Below are 24,785 nucleotides of genomic sequence, written 5' to 3' on the forward strand. Positions count from 1 at the left end.
ATACCTCCTGCCCTTTATTATATAAGATTTCATCAGCTTAAGGGGAAGAGATTAGGTTATTCGTAAAAAATGTCGGATGAGTGAGAAATATGACTAACAAAAAAGGAAGGAATATAAAGAATTTTGCAGAACTTTACGTAATGCTAAATGTATTTAGTAAAGTTAGGAGAATGGGTATGGTTGATACAATATGGTGTGCGAGTGAAAATAGAACAAGAGTTGCTCAAGCCTTTTTAGATAGGAATGGAACAATTATTGAAATAAATCATAAATGGTCTGAACTATTTGGATTTAAGACAGGAGGATTGTTGTATACAAATATTAATGAAATGCTTGGAGACCGTTTATTTACTTCTGTTTTTTTTGAATCGGACCTATTCGAACCTAAGTTGCCTAATAAAGATTCGATGCAGCAAAAATCTTCTCAAGTAAATGGAGACTTTTTTGCGGATTTAAAACAGTTTAAGAAACTTAAAGTACAAACTAATGGGATATCCGGTATAGATACAACGTTGACATGTATATTAACACCCATTCAAATGAACGAACGTGAATATTTAATACAAGTTATGCAGAGTCATAGTGAAGATGCCGATACTGCTCATCAACCAAATGAAGCATTTGCTAAAAAGATTCTTAACGGGATTAAAGACGGAATTATCACGATTAAGCTGGATGGGACCTTTTTATTTGTCAACGAAAAAGCTGAACGGCTGTTAGGGATGTCGGGGGAACAATTAAATGGAAGGGATTTTTGGTCGCTTTTACAAATGGATCAGCCTGGACTCTCTAAGAAGGTGTATGAATTATTATCTGGAGAAGAAAGCATTCAAGTGGAATATTATATCGATGAGATGAAGGCATGGTACGATGTGCGAGCATATCGCATTGAAGATCAAGTAACTTTGTATTTCACCGATTGTTCTAAACGAAAAGAGATGGAACATGATCTGCGTGAGAGTGAGAGGAGATATAAAAGTTTAGTCGAGCATACCCCAGAAACGATCTCCGTTCATGATGGGAGTAAGTTGATTTATATTAATCCTGCCGGAGAAAAGTTGTTTAAAGCAGCTAACAGAAAGGAGTTAATTAATAAAAAAATTGAAGCGCTCTATAAAGCAGATGATTTTAAGCGAATTAGGGAAAATGCCAGATTACTTCTGTCCGGAAAAAAGAAAATGACCACTTCTGTATTTGAGCTCCAATGTTTGGACGGTTCGAAAGTGGATGTAGAAGCAACGTCAACGGTCATTTTATTTAAAGGTAAGCCTGCTTTTAGAACGATCTTAAAAGATGTCTCTGAAAGAAACCGAATGGACGATTTAATTAGAAAGTCAGATAAATTATCTGTCGTTGCTCAACTAGCAGCAGGAGTAGCACATGAAATTAGAAATCCGTTAACAGCTATAAAAGGATTTCTACAGTTATTTCAGCGTGAAAAGGAATTTAATGAGCAATTCTTAGATTTAGTAATGGAAGAATTGGAACGAGTTGAATCAATTATCTATGAATATTTAACCTTGGCAAAACCAAACCATGAATCGACTTTTGACAACTTACACTTGCAGCCGCTTGTAAATAAAGTCATGACGTTAGTAGAGACACAATCTATTATGAAAAATGTACAGATTGATTTTAAATATGAAAACGTTCCTCCTATCTGTGGCTCTGAAAAGCAATTAAAACAGGTCTTGCTGAATTTAATAAAAAATGCGATAGAAGCTGTTGATGTGAATGGGGAAATAGTCATTAGACTGCTAAATCATGCAGAGGATCAGATTTGTATCCAAATTGAAGATAATGGCTGCGGCATTTCCAGTGAACGGATTGCGCGATTAGGGGAACCATTTTACTCAACAAAAGAGAAAGGAACAGGTCTTGGCCTAATGGTTTGCTATAAAATCATTGAACATCACCAAGGGATCTTAACGATTCATAGTGAAGAAGGAGCAGGGACAAGAATTGACGTCATTCTTCCCGTTTATGAAGGATAATAAGCAAAAAAGAACATGATCACTCATGTTCTTTTTTAATCTGGATATACTTGATATGCTCTTTTAATATCTTTATTAATTCTTGACTCTCGGTCTCAGTAATGGAGAAATCAATTCCGTAATGGTAGCTTTTCCTAAATGGTTTTTTCCAAACGATCTCTCCTTGTACATCTAAAGTTTTTTCGGCAAGCTGCAATTCAACCTCGACTTCAACCTTAGCCTTATTGGGGTTGGGCAGCTCAAGGTGAGTATTCATTTTGACTCCTCCGGCACTTATATCTAAGATGTACATCTCACCTTCTTTACTCTCAACATTTGCATCAGAGATTCGAATGATTTTAAAGGTTGACTTAAGGGGTTCACTAAATTCATAGCGGAATGATTCTTCTCTTCTATACTGCATTTCACTCTCTCACTTTCTGGTATTTTTTTCATTATACTAGAATCAGGAACGATAGGGAGGTTTAGTTTCTGTCAAAATCGTGAATGGTTAGGCAAGGGCTAATCGAATCGATTGGATACATTCATATCCGAAATGCAGACTGTAATACATAAGCAAGAGTGCCGCAAAGCCATGAATATACTGATACAATCGGTTATTCATAACAAAGGATGTTAGTTTTGATAAGGTTGAAATGCATACATTCCATAGAAAGATACCTAAAAAAATGAACACGGCTTGATAGAATACAGCATCTATAGATGTGTTATGAGCAGTCTCGCTTAACACAGAGCCATAAATCCCGAACCAAAAAAGAATATTAATTGGATTTATAAGCGCGATTGTAAAGCCAATAACATAACTATTCAGTACGATTCTATTTGAAGGAGTTTCATTCTGATTCACCGTATCTATAGGTTTCATGGTGTTATTGATTGATTCAATGCTTAATTTGAGCAGAAAAAGACTGCCGAAGAAAAACAATAGGATATGAACGATTTCGATCGTTAAAAAATGTGTCAGCCCAAAGTATATGAGAAGCATAAATAAAGCATCAGCAGTCATGCCGCCAAGCCCTATTGCTAAGGAGGCAAAAAATCCAAATCTCACACCACGTTTAATCATTTCTAAACTAATAGGCCCTACCGGTGCTGCTAGGGCAATGCCTAATAGAATGCTTGATATCAAGCAGCGCACCTCCTTTTTATGCGTCTATAACAGACATAAGACAAGTTATTCATAAACCGGCAAGAATATTCTATTTTATACATCATCATCATAAAGTGAAGGTAGGGAGGGGTTTTTATGAATATGCAATCAAACTACTTATTAACAAGTGAGCATATGCAAAATGAAAAAATTGTACCTAAATGGGTAAGTGAGGAATATCATAAATATCGCGAAGTAGTGATGAAGCCAACTTTCCCTTGTTTTTTTGGCAGAACAGGTGAAGAAAGAGGGGAGCTCAGGTATTCCTATATCAGTCATTCTGATTGGTCTCATCTTCCTCGTACTCTTTCAACCTTTTTACAATTAGTGAAAGAGCCTCCTTTAGTACGGCGCGGCCTTTTTATATTCGTAGAGCCTGAGAATAAAGAACAGCCTCTTTCCTATTATAGAAACTATTTCTGGGATGTATTGCAATACTTGAATCGGCATGATCCAAAAAAGTGGCCCGACCACACACCAGCAGATCCAAATGATTTCTTATGGTCGTTTTGCTTTGACGATGAATCGATTTTTGCATTTGGAAATGCTCCTGCCTATAAACAGCGAATCACAAGAAACTTAGGTGAGAGTATGGTCATTGGAATTCAGCCTCGTCGAATCTTTGAAGGTCTAAAAGGAACAGAACCGAATGGAATAAATTCTAGAGAAGCAGTAAGAAAACGAGTAGAGGCATGGGATAAGCTCCCGAAGCATCCTGATATCAGTCATTATGGTGATCCAACGCATCAAGAATGGAAACAATTTTTCATCGGGGACGATTGTGAGCCGATTACTTCTAAATGTCCGTTTCATGCTGTTAATACAAATAAATAGGGGGTACCTCCAAGACTAAAACCACAGTTCATTAAGCCATTGTACATAGTGCTGTGGTTTTTTAATTGTATTTTAATTGTTTTTAATTTTTGTCACTGACTGTCATAGGGTGGGAAACTCTCAAATAATTTTGTGAAAACTTGTAATTTTAGGAAAATGACTTATAAAGTGCATTTTGTTTTAGTATGATAGGTGTAGTTCGAAGCACATTAGTATAAAATTTCAACCGACACGAAGGAGGAATTTTCAATGAGCAAGAAACTACTTTATACATTACTAGCAGGTGCATTATCAGTAAGTGTATTAGCAGCATGCGGTGAGCCGGTAGATGAGCCAGCTCCAGCAGATGATCCAGCAATGGAACAAGAAGATGACATCGAAGTAGAAGAAGAAGCAGAATAAATAAATGTAAGGTGATGATCGCTTTTAGCGGTCATCTTTTTTTGTAAAAAAAAGATTATAGTTGAAAAAACATGAATTTTCTGATATTAATTAAAAAAAGATTTTTTTTAGAAAAGTTATTTTCATGCATAAAACTATGTGTTATTATGCATCTACAAGCATAATTATTATATTACTAGAAAGATAGTTGGGGGTTAATAATGATGAAAAAGTATAAGTGGAGTGTGGCAGGATTATCGGCAATCCTATCAGTAGGATTATTAGCAGGGTGTGGAGCAGAAGGAAACGGGCCTGCGGAAGTGGAAGCACCAGCTGAGGAGCCAACTGAAGAAGTGAATGAAGATGCAACATCAGGGGAAGGCGGCACATTAATTATGGCCACATCAGCTGACTATCCTCCGTACGAGTCTGTGGATTTAGAGTCAGGTGAGATTGTCGGTTTTGATATTGATATTGCGAATCACATTGCAGGTGAATTAGGATATGAACTTGAAATTCAAGATGTTGATTTTAACGGGTTAATTCCAGCAATGGAAGCAGGACGTGCAGATTTTGTACTAGCTGGAATGACACCAACAGAAGAACGTAAAGAGAATGTTGATTTCTCAGATATCTATTATGAAGCACAGAATTTAATTGTGTCTAAAGAAGATCAAGGATTAAGTGCAGTTGAAGATCTTGAGGGATTAACTGTCGGAGTCCAGCTTGGTTCCATCCAAGAAGGGGAAGCAGAAGATTTAGCAGAAGAGATTGGTTTTAATGTAGAAAAACGTGACCGTATTCCTGAATTAATTCAAGAATTACTAGCAGGTCGTCTTGATGCGATCCTTATGGAAGATACCGTTGCTGCAGGTTATATGGAGTCTCAATCAGGCTTAGCGCAATTTGAAGTGCCAAGTGAGGAACTAGCTGGTTCTGCGATTGCCTTCCCTAAAGGCAGCGAGCTTGTTGAACCTTTCAATGATAAATTAAACGAAATGATTGACAGCGGCCTAATGGACGAGCTGATTATCAAATGGTTCGACGCTGAAGAATAAAGAATACGTTGTGTAGGAAGGAAACATTCAGTCATGAACATAGATTTTAGAGTGATTGAACCCCATATCCCTTTTATATTAAAAGGGATTGGGGTTACATTACAATTTGTATCTACCTCATTATTAGTCGGTCTAATCTTAGGAATTATTTTAGCCATCATGAAAATTGGCAAGATAGCTGTACTGCGCTGGTTTGCTCATGCGTATACATCTGTTTTCCGCGGGACGCCTTTAATCTTGCAATTATCCATCATTTATTATGGGGCACCGCAATTTGGTATTGAAATGAGCGCCTTTTTAGCAGGGGTCCTAGCCTTTGGTTTAAACTCATCTGCTTATGTTTCAGAAATTATCCGTGCAGGGATTCAAGCGGTTGATAAGGGTCAAAAAGAAGCTGCCGCTGCACTAGGTATCCCTGAGCGTCCAATGATGATCAGAATCATTTTACCGCAAGCATTTCGTAATATTCTTCCTGCCCTTTTTAATGAGTTCATTAACTTGACGAAAGAGTCAGCCATTGTATCGATTATCGGGGTGTGGGATATTATGCGCCGTGCTCAAATGGTCAATGCGCAGATCTATAAGTATTTCGAAGCGTTATTGTTTGTTGGTTTAATTTATTATGTGATGGTGATGGTGTTGACCATTATTGGACGAATGATCGAAAGGAGATTGCAACGCAGTGATTAAGGTCGATAATTTGCATAAAGCCTTTGGAAAAGTTGAGGTCTTAAAAGGGATTTCAACGGAAGTAAATAAAGGAGACGTTGTAGCGGTTATTGGACCTTCAGGCTCTGGAAAATCAACCTTCCTCCGCTGCATTAATCTCTTAGAAAAGCCTACAGCAGGTCATATTTGGGTCGGAGATCAAGATCTGACAAACAAGAAGACGAATGTACTCAAAGTACGTGAGCAGATCGGGATGGTGTTTCAGCATTTTCATCTTTTCCCTCATATGACAGTGCTTCAGAATTTGACGTATGCTCCTATGACAGTAAAAGGAGTGTCAAAAAGCGAGGCCGTAGAACGAGCAGAAAAGCTTTTGAAAAAGGTTGGACTGCTTGAAAAACGAGATGAGTACCCTAACAGGCTGTCAGGAGGACAAAAGCAACGTGTGGCGATTGCACGAGCGCTCGCTATGGAACCTGAGGTGATGCTTTTTGATGAGCCGACATCAGCTCTTGATCCTGAAATGGTTAAAGAGGTGCTGGCTGTTATGAAAGATTTAGCTCATACAGGAATGACGATGATGATCGTCACTCATGAGATGGGGTTTGCGCGTGAAGTGGCCGATCGGGTGTTATTTTTGGACGGGGGCAAGCTAGTCGAGGACGCTCCGCCTGAAACCTTTTTTACAGAGCCTAAATCAGAACGTGCCAAAGACTTTCTTGAAAAGGTATTATAACGAAGAGATTCACAGTGATTGGCTGTGGGTCTTTTTTATATTAAATGACAATAAAGTAAGGTATGATAAAAACAATAATAAAAGAAAGGCCTGTGATGAATGAATTTTAAAATTGGCTATCGAACCTTAAAAACAGCAGTAGGTGCAGCGATAGCAATCGCCATTGCCCAGCTTCTTCAACTAGATTTTTATGCGTCAGCAGCCATTATTACGATCCTTTGTATTTCCATTACAAAAAGAAAGTCATTAATCGTATCCTGGCAGCGTTTTGCTGCTTGTCTGATCGGCATGGCTTATAGTGTAATTATATTTGAATTAGTGGGTTATGAACCTTGGTCGCTCGGTTTATTGCTCTTAGTATTCATACCTACAGCCGTCATGTTGAAAGTTCAAGAGGGAATTGTAACGAGTTTAGTCATCGTCTTGCATCTCTATACACTGCAGCAAGTCTCAACCGCCATTATTATTAATGAATTATTATTAATCATCATCGGAATAGGTGTTGCATTAATTATGAATTTATATATGCCAAGCAGCGAAAAAGTTTTACGTGTTTATTTAAAGGACATAGAAGATCACTTTAAAAAGATTCTGCATGAAATGGCTGAATATTTACGGCACGGACAAAGTGATTGGGACGGAGCTGAAATTCCAGAGACAGTGGAATTGTTGAAGAAGGGTAAGAATGAAGCTTTGCGAAATGTTCATAACCACATAATGCGTTATGAAGACCAATATTATCATTATTTCAAGATGAGGGAGAAGCAGTTTGAAATTGTTGAACGCCTGATGCCATTTATCTCTTCATTAGAGAGATCGTTGCCTCAAAGCGTTCAGCTAGCGGATTTCTTAGATGAATTAAGTAAATCGTTAAGTCCTGCTAATCATGTGGTTTACTTCTTAGAACGCCTTGATCAAATGGAAGCTGAATTCAGGGAAATGGAACTGCCTAAGACAAGAGAGGAGTTTGAAATTCGCTCGTCTTTATTCTACATTATGCATGAATTAAGGCAATATCTTCATATTAAAGACAGCTTATGGAATCACGTGGATAAACGATCTATTTAAGAGGCAAGCTACAGGTAAAAAGCAGGGCTGGTGATTATGTGGCAGCTGTGATGTTATCGCTTTTAATGGTGTTTTCCCCGATTTGGCCTTTGGGTGAGAATCCTGCATTGGGCGATCCTTACCTGATCATTAATATTGAAACAAATGAACTGGCTTTTATTTATGATGGCCAGGTTCAAAGGGTATATAGAGTAGCGAGCGGAAAAGAGGGGGCAGAAACACCTGAGGGAGAGTTTACTGTTGTGGTGAAAGCTGAAAATCCATATTACAGAAAATTGGACATTAAAGGCGGTGATCCACATAACCCTCTTGGCACCAGATGGATCGGATTTGATGCGGAAGGAACCGATGGCAGGATCTATGGAATCCACGGGACCAATAGACCTGACTCGATCGGTTCTCATGTGACAGCAGGATGCGTACGCCTGCCCAATGAAGAAGTTGAGCAGCTATTTGATCAAATTCCTTTAGGTACGAAAGTTCATATTCTGAAGCAAAAAGACGCATCTTTTGAACAATTAGCGAAAGATGCAGGTGCTATGTAAGAAAGTCGCTGCCAGAACTCTGGCAGCGACTTTTATCGTTAGATGAATGATTAGAATAGTGATACACCCATTAAAAGTGTTCCTACAACCATAGTGAAAATCATAATATAAATAATTGTTTTTTGGAATTTGCGTGGCATGTAATACCCTCCCTCATACGTCTGTACCCTATATTTTACTAAGAACTCGCTATTAGGACAAGGGGTACCTTCGTAATCGAGAAAATTTGACAGGATATGCAGGATTTTTTGATTGGTGGAACGAATGTTATAACTAGACTGTCATAAATGGAGGAGTGGTTCCTTTGAGTGAAAAAACACCGAAAAAAATTGATCATATTGGGATTGCGGTAACATCTATTGAAGAGGTTCTGCCTTTTTATGTAGGAAGCTTGAAATTACGTCTAATTGATATTGAAGAAGTACCGTCTCAAGGAGTGAAAGTAGCCTTTTTAGGGGTTGGCGAATCTAAGATTGAATTATTAGAGCCGCTGTCAGACGAAAGTCCAATTGCTAAATTTATTGCAAAACGCGGTGAAGGGGTTCATCATATTGCACTTGGTGTAACGAACATTGAATCAAGAATTGAAGATATTAAAGAGAATGGCGTAAAAATGATCAATGATGAGCCTGTACCAGGAGCTGGTGGAGCAAAAGTGGCGTTTTTACATCCTAAATCAGCCAGAGGGGTTCTATATGAATTCTGTGAAAAAGAGCAAGTGACAAAATAAAGTGTTATATAGATGCATCATTGATTTGATGCATCTTTTTAGTGTTTTATTTTAGATAATATAGTGTCTATCGCTTGAAAAGGTGAAAAATTCCTTGAAATCATGTACCATTAAGCTGAAACTACAAATTGGAGGCTTACATAATGATTAATGAAAAACGTTTAGTAGATGAATTTTTAGAGCTTGTACAAATTGATTCAGAAACAAAGTTTGAAGCGGAAATTGCACCGATTTTGACAGAAAAATTCACTTCTCTTGGAGTAGAGGTAGTTGAAGATGATGCAGCTGATAAAACAGACCACAGTGCAGGAAACCTCATTTGTACATTACCGGGAACAAAAGATGGGGTAGATGCAATTTATTTCACTTCTCATATGGATACAGTTGTACCAGGTAAGGGAGTTAAGCCGTCAATTAAAGATGGATATGTTGTCACAGACGGAACAACGATTTTAGGTGCTGATGATAAAGCGGGTATTGCAGCGATGCTTGAAGGGATCCGCGTGCTTAAAGAACAAAATATCGAACACGGGACGATTCAATTTATTATTACGGTCGGAGAAGAATCTGGACTTGTAGGTGCAAAAGCAATGGATCCTGCTCATCTAAAAGCGAAATACGGCTTTGCGCTAGATAGTGATGGACCTGTAGGTAATATTATTGTAGCGGCACCAACACAAGCAAAAGTTAAAGCCGTTGTACACGGCAAGACTGCACATGCCGGTGTTGCTCCAGAGAAGGGGATTTCAGCTATTACAGTGGCAGCAAAAGCAATCTCAAAAATGCCTTTAGGTCGAATTGACGAAGAAACGACAGCAAATATCGGCCGTTTTGAAGGGGGAAGTCAAACGAATATCGTGTGCGATCACGTGGCTATTTTGGCGGAAGCCCGTTCTTTGGTGAATGAAAAAATGGAAGCGCAAGTAGCGAAAATGAAAGAAGCGTTTGAACAAACGGCTAAGGAAATGGGTACAAAAGCTGACGTTGAAATTGATGTGATGTATCCAGGGTTTAAGCTAGGTGATGGTGATGAAGTTGTTGAAGTGGCTAAACGTGCAATGACAGCGATTGGCCGTACACCGGAATTACTTCAAAGCGGCGGAGGAAGTGATGCAAATATCTTCGCAGGACACGGAGTGCCGACTGTTAACCTTGCTGTAGGTTACGAAGAGATCCATACAAAGAATGAAAGAATGCCGATTAAAGAGCTTGTGAAGTTATCAGAAGCAGTAGTAGCGGTAGTAAAAGAAGCGGCAAAATAATTAAGGGGTAAAGAGACCGGTGGACTTAAGAAGATTCATCGGTTTTTTTCTATTTATAGGGAATCTTACATACATAAAAGAGGGCCAGATGATGTTAATTGTTTGTATGGTTTATAAATAAACAAACACGAGCAATCATGCAATCATCACCTGGTATACCTCGAAAACTTACTATCTATACTATAGCTCAAAGAAGTTTTTCTGGGATGTTTCGGCAGAAAGAGATAACGACTATATAGTCATTTTGCCGATCGTGCGGAATATTGCGTGGGTCCATACATTTGGATAAGTTCTAGTGTAAAAATGGCGATTGTTGCGGTGAATACCGTCCGAATTCTATGCTTTCTAACACCATTTCCTCACTGTCACCGATTATAGATGCAATTTGTGCAATCGTAGGTGACTTGGCATGTTCCTTTTTATATGCGTGGAGGAGAACGACAATGCGGTCGAATACATCGGCATAGCGCTGATCACATTTCAACTGATAGTGGGTCATAATAAGACACCTCCAATTTGCAGGCTTTCGACAAAAACCTTATCGTTTCGCCTGCTACTTTAACCTTATCTGAAATATACATGAAAGGCAATGTTTTTTTAAATAAAATCGCAAAAAAATATTGACTTATACTTTGTATCCTTGGTATGATACTAGTTTTGGCGAAAATTAAAAAAGTATGAGAATGGATTCTTTTAATTAAAATTGGTGATGGTACAGCAATTATTTTAGGACCAATAACTTTTAAAAACGAACATTCTTTCGTATAATTAAGTGTAAAGGAGTGGGATCATCATGAATCAAAGAAGAGTTATTTTTCATATTGATATGAATAGCTTCTATGCCTCTGTGGAAATGTCATATGATCCCACTTTACTAGGAAAACCTCTTGCGATTGCTGGAAATGTAGAAGAGCGTCGCGGAATTATTGTCACCAGCAGTTATGAGGCTCGTGCAAAAGGGGTTAAAACAACGATGCCAGTTTGGAAGGCCCTTCGTCTTTGTCCGGACTTAGAGTTAAGAAGACCAAATTTTGAGCGGTACAAAGAATCGTCCCGTGCTTTATTTGAGTTATTAAGAGAATACACTCCGCTTGTTCAGCCAGTATCAATTGATGAAGGGTATTTGGATGTAACAGCGTATCTGTCCAAAATACACCCTCTGCATTTGGCCGCAGAAATTCAACGCCGTATTAAAGTAGAGCTTGATTTGCCATGTAGTATTGGTATTGCCCCAAATAAGTTTTTGGCAAAGATGGCAAGTGACATGAAAAAGCCTAATGGCATTACCATTTTGAGAAAACGAGATATGAAAGAGAAGTTATGGCCTTTGCCAATTGGTGAGATGCATGGGATTGGAAGGCGCACTGTAGAAAAGTGGGAAAAGAAAGGGATCAAAACAATTGGTGATCTGGCACATGCTCAAATGGGAGATGTTCAAGCCTGGTTTGGAACAAACGGCCGAAAGCTTCACGAACGAGCAAATGGTATTGATCATCGCCCGGTAGACCCTGAAGCGATCTACGAATTTAAAACAATTGGCCATTCAACCACCTTAAAGCAAAATACTAAAAACATGGCGGTGATTGATCAAACGTTGAAGCAGTTATCCCAATCAGTCTCAAGGCGCCTTGAAAAAAAGCAAGTCTTTGCAAGAGGGGTCCAGCTGACGATCCGCTATCATGATTGGCAAACGATTACGAGAAGCCAGAAGCTCTCAAATCCTGCTCAAAAGCCTGAAGATCTCTATAAACAAGCTAAACAAATTTTCCTAAAAGCATGGAACCAAGAATCTGTCCGCTTACTAGGTATCAGCACATACGATTTGATTGAGCAGCAATATGCTTATAAGCAACTCGATCTCTTTCATTATCAAGATGACATAAAAGAAGAAAAGCTTTCTCATTTAGTTAAGGAAGTGCATGAGAAATTCGGAGAGCAGGCACTGCAAAAAGGATTGTCTGGCAAATGGAAAAGAAAAGAAGTAGCATCAACTGAAGAAGGGACGAGTTTTAGCAAAGATTTTCTAGAACCAGAATAATTCTGGTTCTTTTTTTTGTTTTAAGAATGCCCATGTAAGATGGGCAAGGACGTGCCGATATAAAGAATAAGAATATAAAAGGTCGATGGATAATCGAAACGAAGACCGGGAGCGTGAGCCACATGCAAGTCAATCACCTGCAGCAAATTCAAAATCAACAGCCAGAGCGGGCTATACCGTTACGTGAAGGTGATGTATATAAAGCAACAGTAAAAGAGAGAAAAGATCATAATGAAGCGCTTATCAGTATTAGAGGAAGAGAGGTCCTGACAAGGTTTGAAGGGGGCGTACCCTCGGGTGAGCGAGTGACGATACAAGTTGATCAAGTAAAAGAAGCTCATATCAATGTTCGAGCGGTTAATGAGGAGCCGCGCGCAGCTACTCAAGCAATCAACCAAAATAGAGATACGTTGAATCAAACACTGCAAAATTTAGGTTCGAAAAATCCCACACCTGCGATGAGAGAAGCAGCGCAGGCCCTAATGGATAAAGGCGTTCCGCTTACTAGAGAGGGTGTGGCCGAATTAGACCGGTTTCTTAGAAGCGGTGATGCAGCAAATAGACTAGAGACAGTTAAGGCGTTAGCGAATAAGCGATTGGAAGTAACGTCGACTCATTTACGAAGTGTCCACGAAGCATTACACGGACGCCCATATACACATGTGTTAAATGATCTCGCAAAGGAAGTGGATCCTGAATTTAAAGTGGAGCCAAGGGAACGGACGTCAGAAGGAAGGCAAGAGCTGCCAGCAAGGAACGGCGAACCTTTAGGCAGCAACCAAAACGGGAGAATGTCTCCTGATTATTTGCGTCAAATACGTCAAATGATTCAGCAGGATGCATCAATAGAGCGAGCTGTTCAAACGGCAAGAAGCCAAGTCGTTCAACATCCGGAGACATCACGTGAGGCAGCTCAGTTAGTGGAACGCTCAACAACTGAAGCCGCTCATTTAACGAAAGTCGCCAAAGAGCGGGTGCAGGAGGCGGTAAGTCAGGTGCTGCGCCAATCTAGCGGCATTGACAGTCAAATCAATCGTGAGCTGCAAGCGATCAGCCAAGCAGGAGGTTCGATTGAGGATACTGTTGAAATGATCCGCACAGCACGTAGCAGCCAAGAACTCTCTACCGCTCATCAGCAGCTAGTGGATAAGGCAGTAGCACAAGCAGCTCAATTAATTCAAGCTGGTCGAGAACAAATGATTCAAGCCCTTACTAAAAGCGAAGAATTGATCCAGTCGAATGTAAATGGGACAAGTAATTTGAATTCCATTCAGTCGAACTCTTTAGGCAGTGCATTGATGGATGCGGGCAAAGCCCTTCAGCAGGAGCCGAATATACAACGTGTTATTCAAATGATTGAAACGTCACTACTGAACCACCCTGAAATACCTAGAGAGACCCAAAAACAGCTTGGTGAAGCTTTAATAAAAGCAGCAGATGCAGTCAATAACGGTAGAGAAATGAGAGCAAGGCAATTTTTGAGCCAGGCTTTACTAGAAGTAGAATCGTTAAAAGCGGGTGTGGACTCTAATCAGTTTAGTCCTAATCAGACTGGATCAATTCAAAGTGGAGCCAGCTTACTGGGGGCGGATCAATATATTCAAAATGAGGTTTATCAAACGAGTCTAGAAGCAGCAAGCAAAAATATTGCTGTCACAACGGTTACTGAAAAATTAGCCGAAGCTGCCCAGACGTTTAAACAATTTCAACGTGAGATCAGCCGGACATTAGACCAAATCATTCGTCGTACAGAACAGTTCAAACAGCATGCAGAACCGTCTACCAAACCGTTGCTTGAAAGTACAATCAAAAAGTTAGATCATGCGATTCTTCGGTCTGAAATGATGCTTTTAACCGATATGAAGACAGAGAGAAGTTTAATGCAAGCCAGCAGCCAGCTTCAAGAAGCGAAAAAGCTGTTATCAAAAGGGCTTCATGAACAGGCTAATCAAATCGTAAAAGAGGTAAAGCAGCTAGTAGAAAGGCTAAACTTCCAGCCCTCAGAAACAAAAGTGAAGCATTACGTAGCGCTAAATGAACGCGCGGGCCAAGAAGGCCGGACTCCTTCTCAGATTCTCTCGCAGCAGTATAGTGAACATGCTCGTTCTCCGATCCAAGAAGGGTCGCCGCGTGCCATGTTTGAGATGATCAGAGGAATGGGGTTAAATCGTGATAGTGAGATTGCCCAGCAATTAGCAGCGGCAAAAGAGCATACTGAAATAAATGAACGTAATGTGAAAGCGACTCTTATGCAGATTGCTCGCGGTGAAGAAGAAGGCACTCGTTTAAATCAATTAGCGAATCAAGCCTTAAATAATATGACAGGTCAGCAATTATTAAGCAGGTCTGACCAACAAGCAAACATGCAAAGTTTATTTTTCAATTTACCGATGCTGCTTCAAAATAAAGTAGAGAACTTACAAGTGTTTGTGAACTCACGTAATGAGGGAGAGAAGGTAGACTGGGAGAATTGCAGTTTATTTTTCTTAATGGAAACTCCTAAGATGGGTGAAGTGGGAATCGCTATTTCAGCTGCAGATCGTCAATTGTCGGTTACGCTAAAAAATGACGGAGAAGCCTTTGTGGAAAAAATGGCCCCTTTGGTTGATCAAGCAGTAGAAAAGTTATCAGCGATAGGCTATTCAATCAAAGGTATTCAATATTCAAAGCTTAAACAAGACGAACAAGACCCAGCACTAGATCAAGTACAGAAAAAGGTCCAGACCCCTACGTTTACTGAGAAAGGATTTGACTTTAAAATATGATCGTTCAAAAACACTTTAACCAAACGAAGCGGCGGATTCAGAACGGACCAACAGCTGCTGTTATTCGCTATGATAAAGAAGACGGAAGTGCTCCAAAGGTGGTTGCACAAGGGAGGGGGCAGCTTGCGAATCAAATTATTCAGCTAGCCCATAAAAATGACATTCATATGCAAGAAGATGCGACACTCGTTTCGAATTTACTGGACATGGATCTAGGCGATAATATTCCTCCTCAGCTTTATTCAGTTATGGCAGAAATCTTGCTGCTGATTGAAGATATGGAGAAAAACTATTAAACAACGATCGACATAAGTCGATACTAATAGTGTCAAAAGAAAATGCAGACGGAGGTGGAAAGGTTTGACCACTTTCCTAACAAACGAAGCCCTTCATCAAAAGTCCTCTCAAGAATTGACAGCACTGTTGTATGAGGCTTGTTTAATGAACTTAGAAGATGCACTAGGAATGATTGATCAAAAAGAATATGTAGAAGCGAACGCAAAACTGCAAAAAGCGAGTGATATCATTCATCGCCTAGGTGCTGGTATTAATTATGAAGCAGGGATCATTGCGGATCAGCTTGAGCAAGTATATAACTATGCGGCGGATAAAATTGTCGAAGCAAATATAAAAAAAGATAAAGCGATGATTGAAGAAGTCATTCAAATCATCGAATCGATCATGTTTTCATGGAATGAAGCGATGAAATCGAAAAAAGATATACAGCCGAAAATGATGAAACAAAAGGCGAATGCATACGAGTCAACCGCCATTTACCAAGACTAAAGGAGCCTCCTAAAATGAAAATTAATAATAATATTCAAGCGCTGAATGCTTATAGAAATCTATATCAAAACCAATTTCAAACGTCAAAAAACTTAGAGAAACTATCATCAGGCCTTCGAATTAACCGTGCTGCAGATGATGCAGCGGGCCTTGCAATCTCTGAAAAAATGCGTTCGCAAATCCGCGGCCTGAAAATGGCTGAACGTAATGCAATGGACGGAATTTCACTAATGCAAACGTCAGAAGGAGCTATGCAGGAAGTACATACGATGCTGCAGCGCATGCGTGAATTAGCTGTCCAAGCAGCCAATGACACAAACACTGAATACGACCGCGAACAAATTCAAAAAGAGATTGACCAGTTGAAGTTGGAGATAGATTCCATTTCAGAGAAGACAGAGTTTAATACGAGGAAGTTGTTGAATGGGTTTAGTGCTGTGTTGACGACTTATGGAAATGATGCGAATAAGATAAATCTAGTAGGCTTTCCTAAGGTGACAAATGCAAATTTGAAATCTGGAGATTATCAAGTTGAAGTTACTAATCCCACTGCTAAATATACTTTTACACAAAAATCAGCTGGGTTAGGTGCTGATGAAGCAACTGATGTAACATTTACAGCAGCCCTTGGTGGGGATCAAGGAATGTTGTTTGGTGAATACACAATTATGATCCGTGAAGTTAACACTAATAGTAAAGATGCTAAGATTGAGATTTTGGATCCTAATGGTTTATCCATGGGAAATAAAGTAGTTAATATTGGTGAACATGATGACGCTGGTGAGATAGATATCTTTGGAATAACTATTGATACTTCTAAAATAAGCTCTGCTGGAACTGTTAAAGTTAAGATGGAAGTAGAAGCTGAAATCGTATTAAGAGATAATACTGATTCTGAAGATCCTACTGATATTCAAGCAGCAAGAAAATTAGTATCAAACAATGGATTATTTAAGCACGGGGGGATTGAGTATCAATTCAATACAAATATTAAAGATGATACCCTTGATTTTAATATCACCAACAACGCTCTTTCCTTCCAAATCGGGCCTAACACGAACCAAAATGTAATGATTGATATCCCTCGTATGGACATTGTTACGTTAGGTATTGAGAATATTGATGTGCTTTCTAATGCGGGTGCTAACTCGGCCATCTTCCAACTCGATCAAGCGATCAACAAGCTTTCTGATGCTCGTGCGAAGCTTGGGGCAGTTCAGAACCGTATGGAGCATACAATCAACAACCTGCAAGTTACTCATGAGAACTTAACAGCTTCTGAGTCTCGTATTCGTGATGCGGATATGGCGCTTGAGATGACGGAATTTACTCGTAACAATATTTTAAATCAATCAGCAACAGCGATGCTTGCGCAAGCGAATCAACTGCCGCAAGGTGTGCTTCAATTATTACAATAACGGAAATGGGAAGGCGGGGAGACTTAAGTCTTTTCGCTTTTTCTTGTTTCATTACTTCCTATTTATGCTAAAATAACAGCACAGATAAGATCATGGTGAGGACGTGAGATCATGGATGTCGGACGGATTGCTCGTACAGGGCTTGGTAAGATTGAACCGAAAAAACAGGAACCATCAGCTAAAATTTCCTTTCAAGAAGTAATGGGGAAACAGCGTGATGAGAAAGCATACGAGAAGTTATCTCAATTAATGCAGAAAATTGATGATCAAGGAAAAGTTCTTGCTGAATCAAGAACGGTTGAAGAGCTTCGTAAATATAAGCAGCTTGTCAAAGAATTTATGGAAGATGCTGTTCAATTTGGATTAAGCCTTGAAGAGAGAAGGGGCTTTAATCGCAGGGGACGTACGAAGATCTACAAGATTGTACAAGAAGTCGATCGTAAACTGCTGGATTTAACCGATGCAGTACTTGAAAAAGAGAAAAAAGGCTTGCAGATTCTTGATATGGTTGGAGAAATCAAAGGGCTGCTCGTTAATATTTATGCGTAAAACAAAGACCTGTGAAAATGACTCACAGGTCTTATGTTATAACAACGGGAACAGCAATAATAAGAATAAATCAAATACCAAGTGAGAAATAATCGCGATCCATAGATTTCGTGTCTTCACATAGATATAAGACCAGATAAAACCAGCTATGAGAGCTGCTAACACTAATAAAATGCTTCCTGCAAATACATGAGCGAATGCATACAGCCCCGTTCCAAACAGTGCAGCTTTCAGGGGAGTATATCGGTTTAAAAACCGTTTCACGATAAATCCGCGCCAAAACCATTCTTCACCAGGAATAATAATTAAAAATAACCATACATAATGAATGGCAGCAGTAGGCTGGACAAGAGTATATAGTGCATGGAGCTGTTCCATTAAAGGCAGGCCGGTAACCTCGATCATCCATTTACCAAATGCAAACAATAAATAAAGCAGAATGCCACTTAGTATACCTGTGAGCCAGCCGTTAAAGGTGATAGCCCTCACATCCATTTGGATACAAGAGAAGGCATAGATGGTTAAAATAAATAATGATAACGGGAACAAAACCCAAAAATCAATCGGCTGCCAATAAAAACTAATGGCAAGAAAAATCACAGCTAATCCATAACCAAATGGTGTAGACTTTAATATGTTGTGGTTCAAGTTCATTCCTTCTTTCAAAAGCAGTTTTGTTGATATACTCAGCTTACATTGATTATACTAAATCATACTTAATGAAGGAGTGATGTAGGTGGATACGTATATTTTTACATATGAAACGACAGTTGATGCTCCTATCGAAGAGGTATGGTCTTTTTTTCATACAGCTGAAAATCTAGTTAAAATCACTTCATTTCCAACGATTACATTGCACTCTGATCCAGAAACAAGAGAAGGGAATACAATTCGGATGAAAATGGGGCTCGGACCTGTAAAGGCCGATTGGCATTCATACATTCAAGAAGTGAAGCCTCATGAATATTTCGTAGATGTGGGTGTGAAGCTTCCTTATCCTCTTAAATCATGGCGGCATACACATTCATTTGTAAAAAGAGAGGATTCCACGGTGATGAAGGACTTGGTTGAAATTCAATCACCCTTGCCAACTTCTATCCTAAGACCGGCTCTTCATGGGATGTTCCGCGGGAGAGCAGATGCAGTTCGCCGCCATTTCAATCGGCTGTGATCTTACTTCAGCCCGCAGTTAAGGCTGCTTTTGTATCTTTTTAGCTGCTATATGCGTCAGTTAGTTAAGCAATTGCGTAGGTCCAACTGCTATATGCTTCGCTTCACGGCTCAATTGCGCCCATCCATGTTTATTGCGCCTATTCAGTCTAGTAATGCGTCACTGCTATGCTGAATTGTATTCTTTCAGAGTATTATTGCGTCACTCTCAACCAACATCGCATCGCTCCCAATCGCCCACCACACTCGCACGCAACCATATAATCATCAAAACAAAAGGCTGCCCGCATAGGCAGCCTTTTCTCTTAGTTCCAGCCTCGTTCATATGGGGTTGGAGCTTCAATTTTTGTATTTAATTCAAGTGCTGCCTGGCGTGGCCAGTACGGGTTTCGGAGTAATTCACGACCGATAAAGATGAGGTCGGCTCGTTCGTTTCGTAAAATTTCTTCTGCTTGCAGTCCTGATGTAATCATTCCTACAGCTCCTGTTGCAATTCCTGCTTCGCGTCTTATTGTTTCTGCAAATTTCACCTGATAGCCAGGGTAAACGGGGATAGCAGCCGGTACGACAGCACCAGAGCTTGTGTCAATTAAATCGACACCTTGCTCTTTTAGCCATGCAGACAGCTGAATGAAATCATCCATCGTGTTGCCGCCGTCAGCATACTCGCAAGCTGAGAGGCGGACGAATAGCGGGCCAGTCCAAACCGTCTTTACTTCATCGACAATTTTTTTCAAGAAGACGTATCTTGCTTCTAGTGAACCGCCATATTCATCGTTCCGTTTATTTGTTAATGGCGAGAGAAATTCATTAATTAAGTACCCGTGTGCACCATGCAGCTCAATTACATCAAAGCCTGCTTCTTGCGCACGAACGGCACCTTGTTTAAAGGCTTCAATCGTCTCTTCAATTTGAGACGTGGTCATCTCAACAGGAGTGCGCATTTCCTCGTTAAAAGCTAAAGCTGAAGGGGCAAAAATATCTCCTTCAACCATTGATTTACGTCCAGCGTGAGCAAGCTGTATCGCAGCTTTTGCTCCGTGTGCTTGAATTCGCTCGACTACTTCTTTTAACCCTTCAACATGAGCATCTTCCCATATTCCGAGGTCTTGATCTGAGATACGGCCTTGAGGATCTACTGCCGTTGCTTCTATCATGACAAGACCAGCTTGACCGATTGCTCTTGCTTCATAATGAGCAAGGTGAAAAGGACGTGTCTTGCCATCTTTTGTATCACTTGAGTACATGCACATAGGTGACATGACAATTCTATTTTTTATTTCAACGTCTTTTATTTTATATGGCGAAAAAAGCATACGGTTCAACGACATCATCTCCTTATACTCTTGCTGCTGACTTATAAGTTAGTACTTTGTTTAATTGGCTTCTACTTGATGCAGGTATTTACTAACCAAGGCCAAGATTGAACGTCTAGTTAATAGGGCAATAAACGAATCGTCTTCATCAAGGACGCATATAAAAGGGTGATTAATGACAAGGGTAAGTGCCTTGGCGAACGTTTCATCTATGTAGATTGTAGGGACTTCGTTATCCATTACATCACCGACGCTTTTTTCAGACAATCGGTCCATTTCAATTTGCTCAAGGCCTAATAGTGAATCTAAGATTAATGATTTACTAATCAATCCATGTAATTTAAAGGAAGGATCAAGTACTGGGATCGCAGTATAACCGGATTTAATAAGAACAAGAAGGGCATGTTCTAGCGGGTTTGCTAAATGAACGTGAGCCACTTTTTCACTGGGAATAAGCATATCGAAAATTTCGGGTTCTGACAGCGGCTTATTTTTTAAATGCTGGATCATCTTAATCACTTCTTTATCTAAGATTTGGAAAACATCACATCTCTTCTATCCTACAAGTGAAGGTGGATTATTGTCAACGGAACTGCCTGATTAAAACACTTTTATAAAGTATGAGCATCTACGGTTCAGGTCAAACTAAGATATAAAAAAGGTGAGATGTATGCATACAAAACAAACGGTAAGGTACATATGCGAGATTTACTCTTCAGGTAATGAGTATTTCTATAAAAGAGAGCTAATTACGCATGATAGTTGGGACAATATTGAATCATTAAGCTGGTCTGCACCTAGACCGATCTCTAAAAGTACTTTTATGAAAAGAAAAAAAGAAGGATATAAAACGGAAATTGAAAGAGTAGACAGACCTCCTGCCAAAGTGATTGCTTTTCCTGTAATGCCTTCCCGCGATTGATGAAGAATACGTGAACAAATCGTGAAAAATCGCATCAAATTATCCCTGCAGACCGAGTCTTAATAATGACTTATTATCCTGAATCGGCTACACTATACAGAGCAGAGTTCAATATTCGATTGAAAAAGTCAGCTCACATAGATATCAACTGATTCATTATGAGAGCAGGGTATAGATGATTGGAATGATTGGAGCGATTAGGAAAATGAAGAAAAAAATGAGTGCATTTCTTGGCGTTATAGCAGCGGGGTTTCTGCTTGCCGGTTGTAACTTAGTCACATTTGTAGAAGAAGAAACACTAACTCTCCCGCTAGCCGAACATGAGCTGCTTGAGGTGGTACATGAAGAAGGAGAAGTAACGATAACGGGAGAAGAAGGACTTGAAGACATTATAGTCGAAGTGAAATACGAGGTTCTAGGTGAAGAGTTAGAGGAAGCCGAGAGCTTCTACCGAGCGAATACGGCAGTATCGCTTGAAAGCGCGGGGGAAGCAGCTAAATTAATTACTTCCATCAAAAGAGGTTCAAATCAAGAGCAAGCAAATATCCATTTAGATATTAAAGTGCCAGAGGACCTTCCAATCGTTTACCGACAGAAAGAGGGAGGATTTGAAGCCTCAAACCTATCTGGAGATATCAAGGTTCAGCACGGGCGAGGTGCACTAGCTATGAATGATATTAGCGGTGATATTACGCTGACAGATGGTGCAGGAGCAGCTTCTTTTGAACGGATCACAGGTCAGCTGCAACTAAACATCAATGCAGGGGCTACCACTATCTCAGATTCTAATGGAACGGTATTATTTACAGCTGGTTCAGGGGACGTAACGATTTCTGATCATAACGGGGACATTACTCTAAGGAGTGGCAATGGGGATGTAGCCATTAATAATATTGATGGAAATGTAACCATATTAGAGTCTAAAGGCGGTAATTTTGAGATTGAGGGTGTCACAGGAGAAGTAAAAACGCCTGAATAAAATAATGATTAATTTATCAATAGAAAGTCGCTAAATGCGGCTTTTTTATTTTGTGGAAATTTCAGGATGAGAATTAGTGCCCAATTTTTCAAAAAAGTTAGAAGGATCATTGACAATTTGGAGATAGATGGATAGAATACTATTAAACTAATAATTCATATCAAATTACAAGGAATTAAACTTCTCCTAATGTAAAAGAGGAGGTCAATATGAGTAAACAAACAGAGTGGGAGCTTCTTTCAGAACGATTACAAGCCATGCTGAAAAACTTACAATACGGATCAGTGACGATTGTGGTACAGGATGGAAAAATTGTTCAACTTGAAAAAAATGAAAAACAACGATTGAAATAGCTAGCTGACTAGACAAACTAGAGGCGGCATTCAAAAGGGAAACCCTTTTTGAATGCCGCTTTTTCCATCTAAAAGGAGGGACAATAATGGAGGTCACATATCAATCCTTACATGAACAGGATTATAAAAGCCTAAACGACCAATTGAAAAATAAAGACAGCTTAGATGTTTTAAAGTGGGCCTATCAAACATTTGGGGATGAATTAGTCTACTCCTGCAGTTTCGGTGCGGAAGGTATGGTTTTGATTGATCTTATTTCAAAGGTTAAAAAGGATGCAAAGATTGTCTTTTTGGATACCGATTTTCATTTTAAAGAAACGTATGAATTGATAGAGCAGGTGAAAAAGAAGTATCCGACACTTACGATTGAATTAAAGAAGCCGTCTTTAACCCCAGTTGAACAGTCGGAAATACATGGAGATGAGCTATGGAAAACGAATCCAGATCTATGCTGCCAGCTGCGCAAGCTTACTCCTCTTGAATCAGTTTTAAGCGAACATCAAGCATGGATTTCAGGATTGAGGCGAGAGCAGTCTCCTACCCGAGCAAATACGCAGTTTATAAACAAAGATCAACGTTTTCAATCGATTAAAGTTTGCCCGTTAATTCATTGGACGGAAGAAGAAATTTGGATGTACATCAAACTCCATAAGCTGCCTTATAACACGCTTCACGATCAGAATTTTCCGAGTATTGGCTGTGAATTCTGTACGAAGCCTGTTCAACCTGGTGAGGACCCAAGAAGCGGTAGGTGGGCAGGCTCGGCCAAAACGGAATGCGGCTTACATTTAGGTGACAAACAAAAAAATAATTAATTTAATGGAGGAATAAATCATGTCAACAATCAAACCACATGGCGGAACTCTAATAAACCGGTATAAACCGGATACAGCACTTGATGCAATCTCAAAGGAAATTGAGCTGGACTCGTTTGCATTATCTGACCTGGAACTAATTGGGATTGGAGCGTTCAGTCCTTTAACAGGCTTTTTAGGGAAAGAAGACTACTTATCTGTTGTAGAGAACATGAGATTAAAAGACGGAACGGTATGGAGTATTCCGGTTACATTGCCGGTTACAGAAGAGAAGGCAAGTGAGCTTTCGGTCGGAGAGAAAGTTAAATTAACGTTTGAAGGGGAGGTATACGGTGCGATTGAGGTTCAGGAAATCTATGAACCTGATAAAGAAAGAGAGGCAGAGCAGGTTTATCGTACCTCAGATCTTGCTCATCCTGGAGTAGCTAAGCTCCTAGATCGTCCAAATGTATATGTAGCGGGTCCGATTACATTGGTAAAACGGGTAGAACGAGGACGTTTTCAATCTTATCATTTAGACCCAGTGGAAACACGTCAAACCTTTACAGATCTAGGTTGGAAGAAAGTCGTTGGTTTTCAAACGAGAAACCCGGTACACCGTGCCCATGAGTATATTCAAAAAACAGCATTAGAAATTGTAGACGGCTTATTTTTGAATCCTTTAGTCGGAGATACAAAGGCTGACGATATCCCTGCGGATGTAAGGATGGAAAGTTATGAAGTTTTACTTGATAAATATTATCCAAAAGACCGTGTCTTCCTAGCAGTATTTCCAGCTGCAATGAGATATGCAGGACCGCGTGAAGCTATATTCCATGCGCTTGTTCGTAAAAACTATGGCTGCACTCACTTTATCGTAGGCAGAGACCATGCGGGTGTGGGTGATTATTACGGTACCTATGATGCTCAGTTGATTTTTGGAAACTTTACTGAAGATGAGCTTGGAATCACACCATTATTTTTTGAGCATAGCTTTTATTGCAAGGCATGCGGAAACATGGCTTCCACAAAAACTTGCCCGCATGGGAAAGAAGATCATGTTATCCTCTCAGGCACAAAGGTTCGTGAAATGCTTAGTAACGGAATCACTCCACCGCCTGAGTTTAGTCGAAAAGAGGTCATTGAAGTCTTAATTAAAGGCATGCAGAAAAGTGTTCATGCTTAATAGGTGAATGAAACGAGTGGTGGTATGACAAGGAATGATCAGTCGTCATAGTCTGAGGCGATGAAAGATTTACCTCAAACCG

29 protein-coding genes are annotated in these 24,785 nt (G+C 39.7%); 22 read left to right on the forward strand and 7 right to left on the reverse strand.

Annotation, left to right across the window (positions count from 1 at the left end; all coding sequences use genetic code 11):
* Positions 1 to 176 precede the first annotated feature (176 nt).
* Entirely contained in the window at positions 177 to 1,994 is a 1,818-nt protein-coding gene (locus PQ478_RS06395; protein WP_289236193.1) for a PAS domain-containing sensor histidine kinase, read from the forward strand.
* A 19-nt stretch (positions 1,995 to 2,013) separates the two neighbouring features.
* Here the strand turns inward: PQ478_RS06395 and PQ478_RS06400 are convergent, their stop codons facing one another.
* Positions 2,014 to 2,397, reverse strand: coding sequence for a PilZ domain-containing protein (locus PQ478_RS06400; RefSeq protein ID WP_289236194.1), 384 nt, complete (start codon positions 2,395 to 2,397; stop codon positions 2,014 to 2,016).
* 87 nt (positions 2,398 to 2,484) lie between these two features.
* Positions 2,485 to 3,123, reverse strand: a complete 639-nt coding sequence (locus tag PQ478_RS06405; protein ID WP_289236195.1) for a LysE family transporter — start codon at positions 3,121 to 3,123, stop codon at positions 2,485 to 2,487.
* Positions 3,124 to 3,246: 123 nt separating this feature from the next.
* Here PQ478_RS06405 and PQ478_RS06410 point away from each other — a divergent pair, with 123 nt between their 5' ends.
* The 7 genes from PQ478_RS06410 (at position 3,247) to PQ478_RS06440 (ending at position 8,435) form a co-directional block, all read left to right on the forward strand.
* Positions 3,247 to 3,978, forward strand: coding sequence for a YqcI/YcgG family protein (locus PQ478_RS06410; RefSeq protein ID WP_289236942.1), 732 nt, complete (start codon positions 3,247 to 3,249; stop codon positions 3,976 to 3,978).
* 249 nt (positions 3,979 to 4,227) lie between these two features.
* Complete coding sequence (locus tag PQ478_RS06415) at positions 4,228 to 4,380, forward strand: hypothetical protein (protein WP_289236196.1); 153 nt, start codon at positions 4,228 to 4,230, stop codon at positions 4,378 to 4,380.
* Positions 4,381 to 4,583: 203 nt separating this feature from the next.
* Positions 4,584 to 5,417, forward strand: a complete 834-nt coding sequence (locus PQ478_RS06420) for a transporter substrate-binding domain-containing protein (protein WP_289236943.1) — start codon at positions 4,584 to 4,586, stop codon at positions 5,415 to 5,417.
* Between the two features lie 33 nt (positions 5,418 to 5,450).
* Positions 5,451 to 6,107, forward strand: a complete 657-nt coding sequence (locus PQ478_RS06425; protein WP_012958264.1) for an amino acid ABC transporter permease — start codon at positions 5,451 to 5,453, stop codon at positions 6,105 to 6,107.
* Complete coding sequence (locus PQ478_RS06430; protein ID WP_012958265.1) at positions 6,100 to 6,822, forward strand: amino acid ABC transporter ATP-binding protein; 723 nt, start codon at positions 6,100 to 6,102, stop codon at positions 6,820 to 6,822. The genes PQ478_RS06425 and PQ478_RS06430 overlap by 8 nt, the downstream gene beginning before the upstream one ends.
* A 99-nt stretch (positions 6,823 to 6,921) precedes the next feature.
* Entirely contained in the window at positions 6,922 to 7,890 is a 969-nt protein-coding gene (locus PQ478_RS06435) for an aromatic acid exporter family protein (RefSeq protein ID WP_012958266.1), read from the forward strand.
* Between the two features lie 50 nt (positions 7,891 to 7,940).
* On the forward strand, positions 7,941 to 8,435 hold the full coding sequence (locus PQ478_RS06440; protein ID WP_012958267.1) for a L,D-transpeptidase: 495 nt from the start codon (positions 7,941 to 7,943) through the stop codon (positions 8,433 to 8,435).
* A 50-nt stretch (positions 8,436 to 8,485) separates the two neighbouring features.
* On the opposite strand, the gene prli42 is transcribed toward PQ478_RS06440, so the two are convergent.
* Entirely contained in the window at positions 8,486 to 8,575 is a 90-nt protein-coding gene (prli42, locus tag PQ478_RS06445; protein ID WP_022626944.1) for a stressosome-associated protein Prli42, read from the reverse strand.
* A 164-nt stretch (positions 8,576 to 8,739) separates the two neighbouring features.
* On the opposite strand from prli42, the gene mce reads away from it, so the two are divergent.
* Positions 8,740 to 9,165, forward strand: coding sequence for a methylmalonyl-CoA epimerase (gene mce, locus PQ478_RS06450; RefSeq protein ID WP_075683430.1), 426 nt, complete (start codon positions 8,740 to 8,742; stop codon positions 9,163 to 9,165).
* A gap of 143 nt (positions 9,166 to 9,308) precedes the next feature.
* Positions 9,309 to 10,427 (forward strand): M20/M25/M40 family metallo-hydrolase, encoded by a 1,119-nt coding sequence (locus tag PQ478_RS06455; RefSeq protein WP_022626946.1) that lies wholly within the window; start codon positions 9,309 to 9,311, stop codon positions 10,425 to 10,427.
* Positions 10,428 to 10,719: 292 nt separating this feature from the next.
* Here the strand turns inward: PQ478_RS06455 and PQ478_RS06460 are convergent, their stop codons facing one another.
* A complete protein-coding gene (locus PQ478_RS06460; protein WP_012958272.1) occupies positions 10,720 to 10,926 on the reverse strand; it encodes a hypothetical protein in 207 nt (68 codons plus the stop codon).
* Between the two features lie 291 nt (positions 10,927 to 11,217).
* Here PQ478_RS06460 and PQ478_RS06465 point away from each other — a divergent pair, with 291 nt between their 5' ends.
* The 6 genes from PQ478_RS06465 to PQ478_RS06490 all read left to right on the forward strand — a co-directional run bounded on the left by PQ478_RS06465 (position 11,218) and on the right by PQ478_RS06490 (position 17,983).
* The gene (locus PQ478_RS06465) at positions 11,218 to 12,465 is read left to right on the forward strand and encodes a DNA polymerase IV (RefSeq protein WP_289236944.1); all 1,248 of its coding nucleotides are present in this window, start codon (positions 11,218 to 11,220) and stop codon (positions 12,463 to 12,465) included.
* Between the two features lie 122 nt (positions 12,466 to 12,587).
* Positions 12,588 to 15,230: a hypothetical protein gene (locus PQ478_RS06470; protein WP_289236197.1), complete on the forward strand. Its 2,643-nt coding sequence runs from the start codon at positions 12,588 to 12,590 to the stop codon at positions 15,228 to 15,230.
* The gene (locus PQ478_RS06475) at positions 15,227 to 15,526 is read left to right on the forward strand and encodes an EscU/YscU/HrcU family type III secretion system export apparatus switch protein (RefSeq protein ID WP_012958275.1); all 300 of its coding nucleotides are present in this window, start codon (positions 15,227 to 15,229) and stop codon (positions 15,524 to 15,526) included. Before PQ478_RS06470 ends, PQ478_RS06475 begins: the two co-directional genes overlap by 4 nt.
* A gap of 64 nt (positions 15,527 to 15,590) precedes the next feature.
* Complete coding sequence (fliS, locus tag PQ478_RS06480) at positions 15,591 to 16,016, forward strand: flagellar export chaperone FliS (protein ID WP_289236198.1); 426 nt, start codon at positions 15,591 to 15,593, stop codon at positions 16,014 to 16,016.
* Positions 16,017 to 16,030: 14 nt separating this feature from the next.
* Positions 16,031 to 17,434 carry a flagellin N-terminal helical domain-containing protein gene (locus PQ478_RS06485; RefSeq protein ID WP_289236199.1) on the forward strand — a complete coding sequence of 468 codons (1,404 nt, stop codon included), beginning with the start codon at positions 16,031 to 16,033 and terminating at the stop codon, positions 17,432 to 17,434.
* 111 nt (positions 17,435 to 17,545) lie between these two features.
* The gene (locus tag PQ478_RS06490) at positions 17,546 to 17,983 is read left to right on the forward strand and encodes a YaaR family protein (protein ID WP_289236200.1); all 438 of its coding nucleotides are present in this window, start codon (positions 17,546 to 17,548) and stop codon (positions 17,981 to 17,983) included.
* Positions 17,984 to 18,019: 36 nt separating this feature from the next.
* On the opposite strand, the gene PQ478_RS06495 is transcribed toward PQ478_RS06490, so the two are convergent.
* Positions 18,020 to 18,631 carry a CPBP family intramembrane glutamic endopeptidase gene (locus tag PQ478_RS06495; RefSeq protein WP_289236201.1) on the reverse strand — a complete coding sequence of 204 codons (612 nt, stop codon included), beginning with the start codon at positions 18,629 to 18,631 and terminating at the stop codon, positions 18,020 to 18,022.
* An 88-nt stretch (positions 18,632 to 18,719) separates the two neighbouring features.
* Between PQ478_RS06495 and PQ478_RS06500 the strand changes: the two genes are divergently transcribed.
* The gene (locus tag PQ478_RS06500; protein WP_289236202.1) at positions 18,720 to 19,154 is read left to right on the forward strand and encodes an SRPBCC family protein; all 435 of its coding nucleotides are present in this window, start codon (positions 18,720 to 18,722) and stop codon (positions 19,152 to 19,154) included.
* A gap of 304 nt (positions 19,155 to 19,458) precedes the next feature.
* Here PQ478_RS06500 and namA read toward each other — a convergent pair whose 3' ends face one another.
* Both namA and cbpB read right to left on the reverse strand, forming a co-directional pair.
* Positions 19,459 to 20,478, reverse strand: coding sequence for an NADPH dehydrogenase NamA (gene namA, locus PQ478_RS06505; protein ID WP_289236203.1), 1,020 nt, complete (start codon positions 20,476 to 20,478; stop codon positions 19,459 to 19,461).
* A gap of 51 nt (positions 20,479 to 20,529) precedes the next feature.
* The gene (gene cbpB / locus PQ478_RS06510; protein ID WP_075683439.1) at positions 20,530 to 20,979 is read right to left on the reverse strand and encodes a cyclic-di-AMP-binding protein CbpB; all 450 of its coding nucleotides are present in this window, start codon (positions 20,977 to 20,979) and stop codon (positions 20,530 to 20,532) included.
* Positions 20,980 to 21,139: 160 nt separating this feature from the next.
* Here cbpB and PQ478_RS06515 point away from each other — a divergent pair, with 160 nt between their 5' ends.
* The 5 genes from PQ478_RS06515 (at position 21,140) to sat (ending at position 24,703) form a co-directional block, all read left to right on the forward strand.
* Positions 21,140 to 21,391, forward strand: coding sequence for a hypothetical protein (locus PQ478_RS06515; protein ID WP_012958283.1), 252 nt, complete (start codon positions 21,140 to 21,142; stop codon positions 21,389 to 21,391).
* A 175-nt stretch (positions 21,392 to 21,566) separates the two neighbouring features.
* Positions 21,567 to 22,370, forward strand: coding sequence for a DUF4097 family beta strand repeat-containing protein (locus PQ478_RS06520; protein ID WP_289236204.1), 804 nt, complete (start codon positions 21,567 to 21,569; stop codon positions 22,368 to 22,370).
* 209 nt (positions 22,371 to 22,579) lie between these two features.
* Positions 22,580 to 22,723 (forward strand): YezD family protein, encoded by a 144-nt coding sequence (locus PQ478_RS06525; protein ID WP_012958285.1) that lies wholly within the window; start codon positions 22,580 to 22,582, stop codon positions 22,721 to 22,723.
* Between the two features lie 86 nt (positions 22,724 to 22,809).
* Entirely contained in the window at positions 22,810 to 23,538 is a 729-nt protein-coding gene (locus PQ478_RS06530; protein WP_289236205.1) for a phosphoadenylyl-sulfate reductase, read from the forward strand.
* A 19-nt stretch (positions 23,539 to 23,557) separates the two neighbouring features.
* Positions 23,558 to 24,703, forward strand: a complete 1,146-nt coding sequence (gene sat, locus PQ478_RS06535) for a sulfate adenylyltransferase (protein ID WP_289236206.1) — start codon at positions 23,558 to 23,560, stop codon at positions 24,701 to 24,703.
* Positions 24,704 to 24,785: the final 82 nt, after the last annotated feature.

Source organism: Alkalihalophilus pseudofirmus (assembly GCF_029094545.1).
Lineage (GTDB): Bacteria > Bacillota > Bacilli > Bacillales > Bacillaceae_D > Alkalihalophilus > Alkalihalophilus pseudofirmus.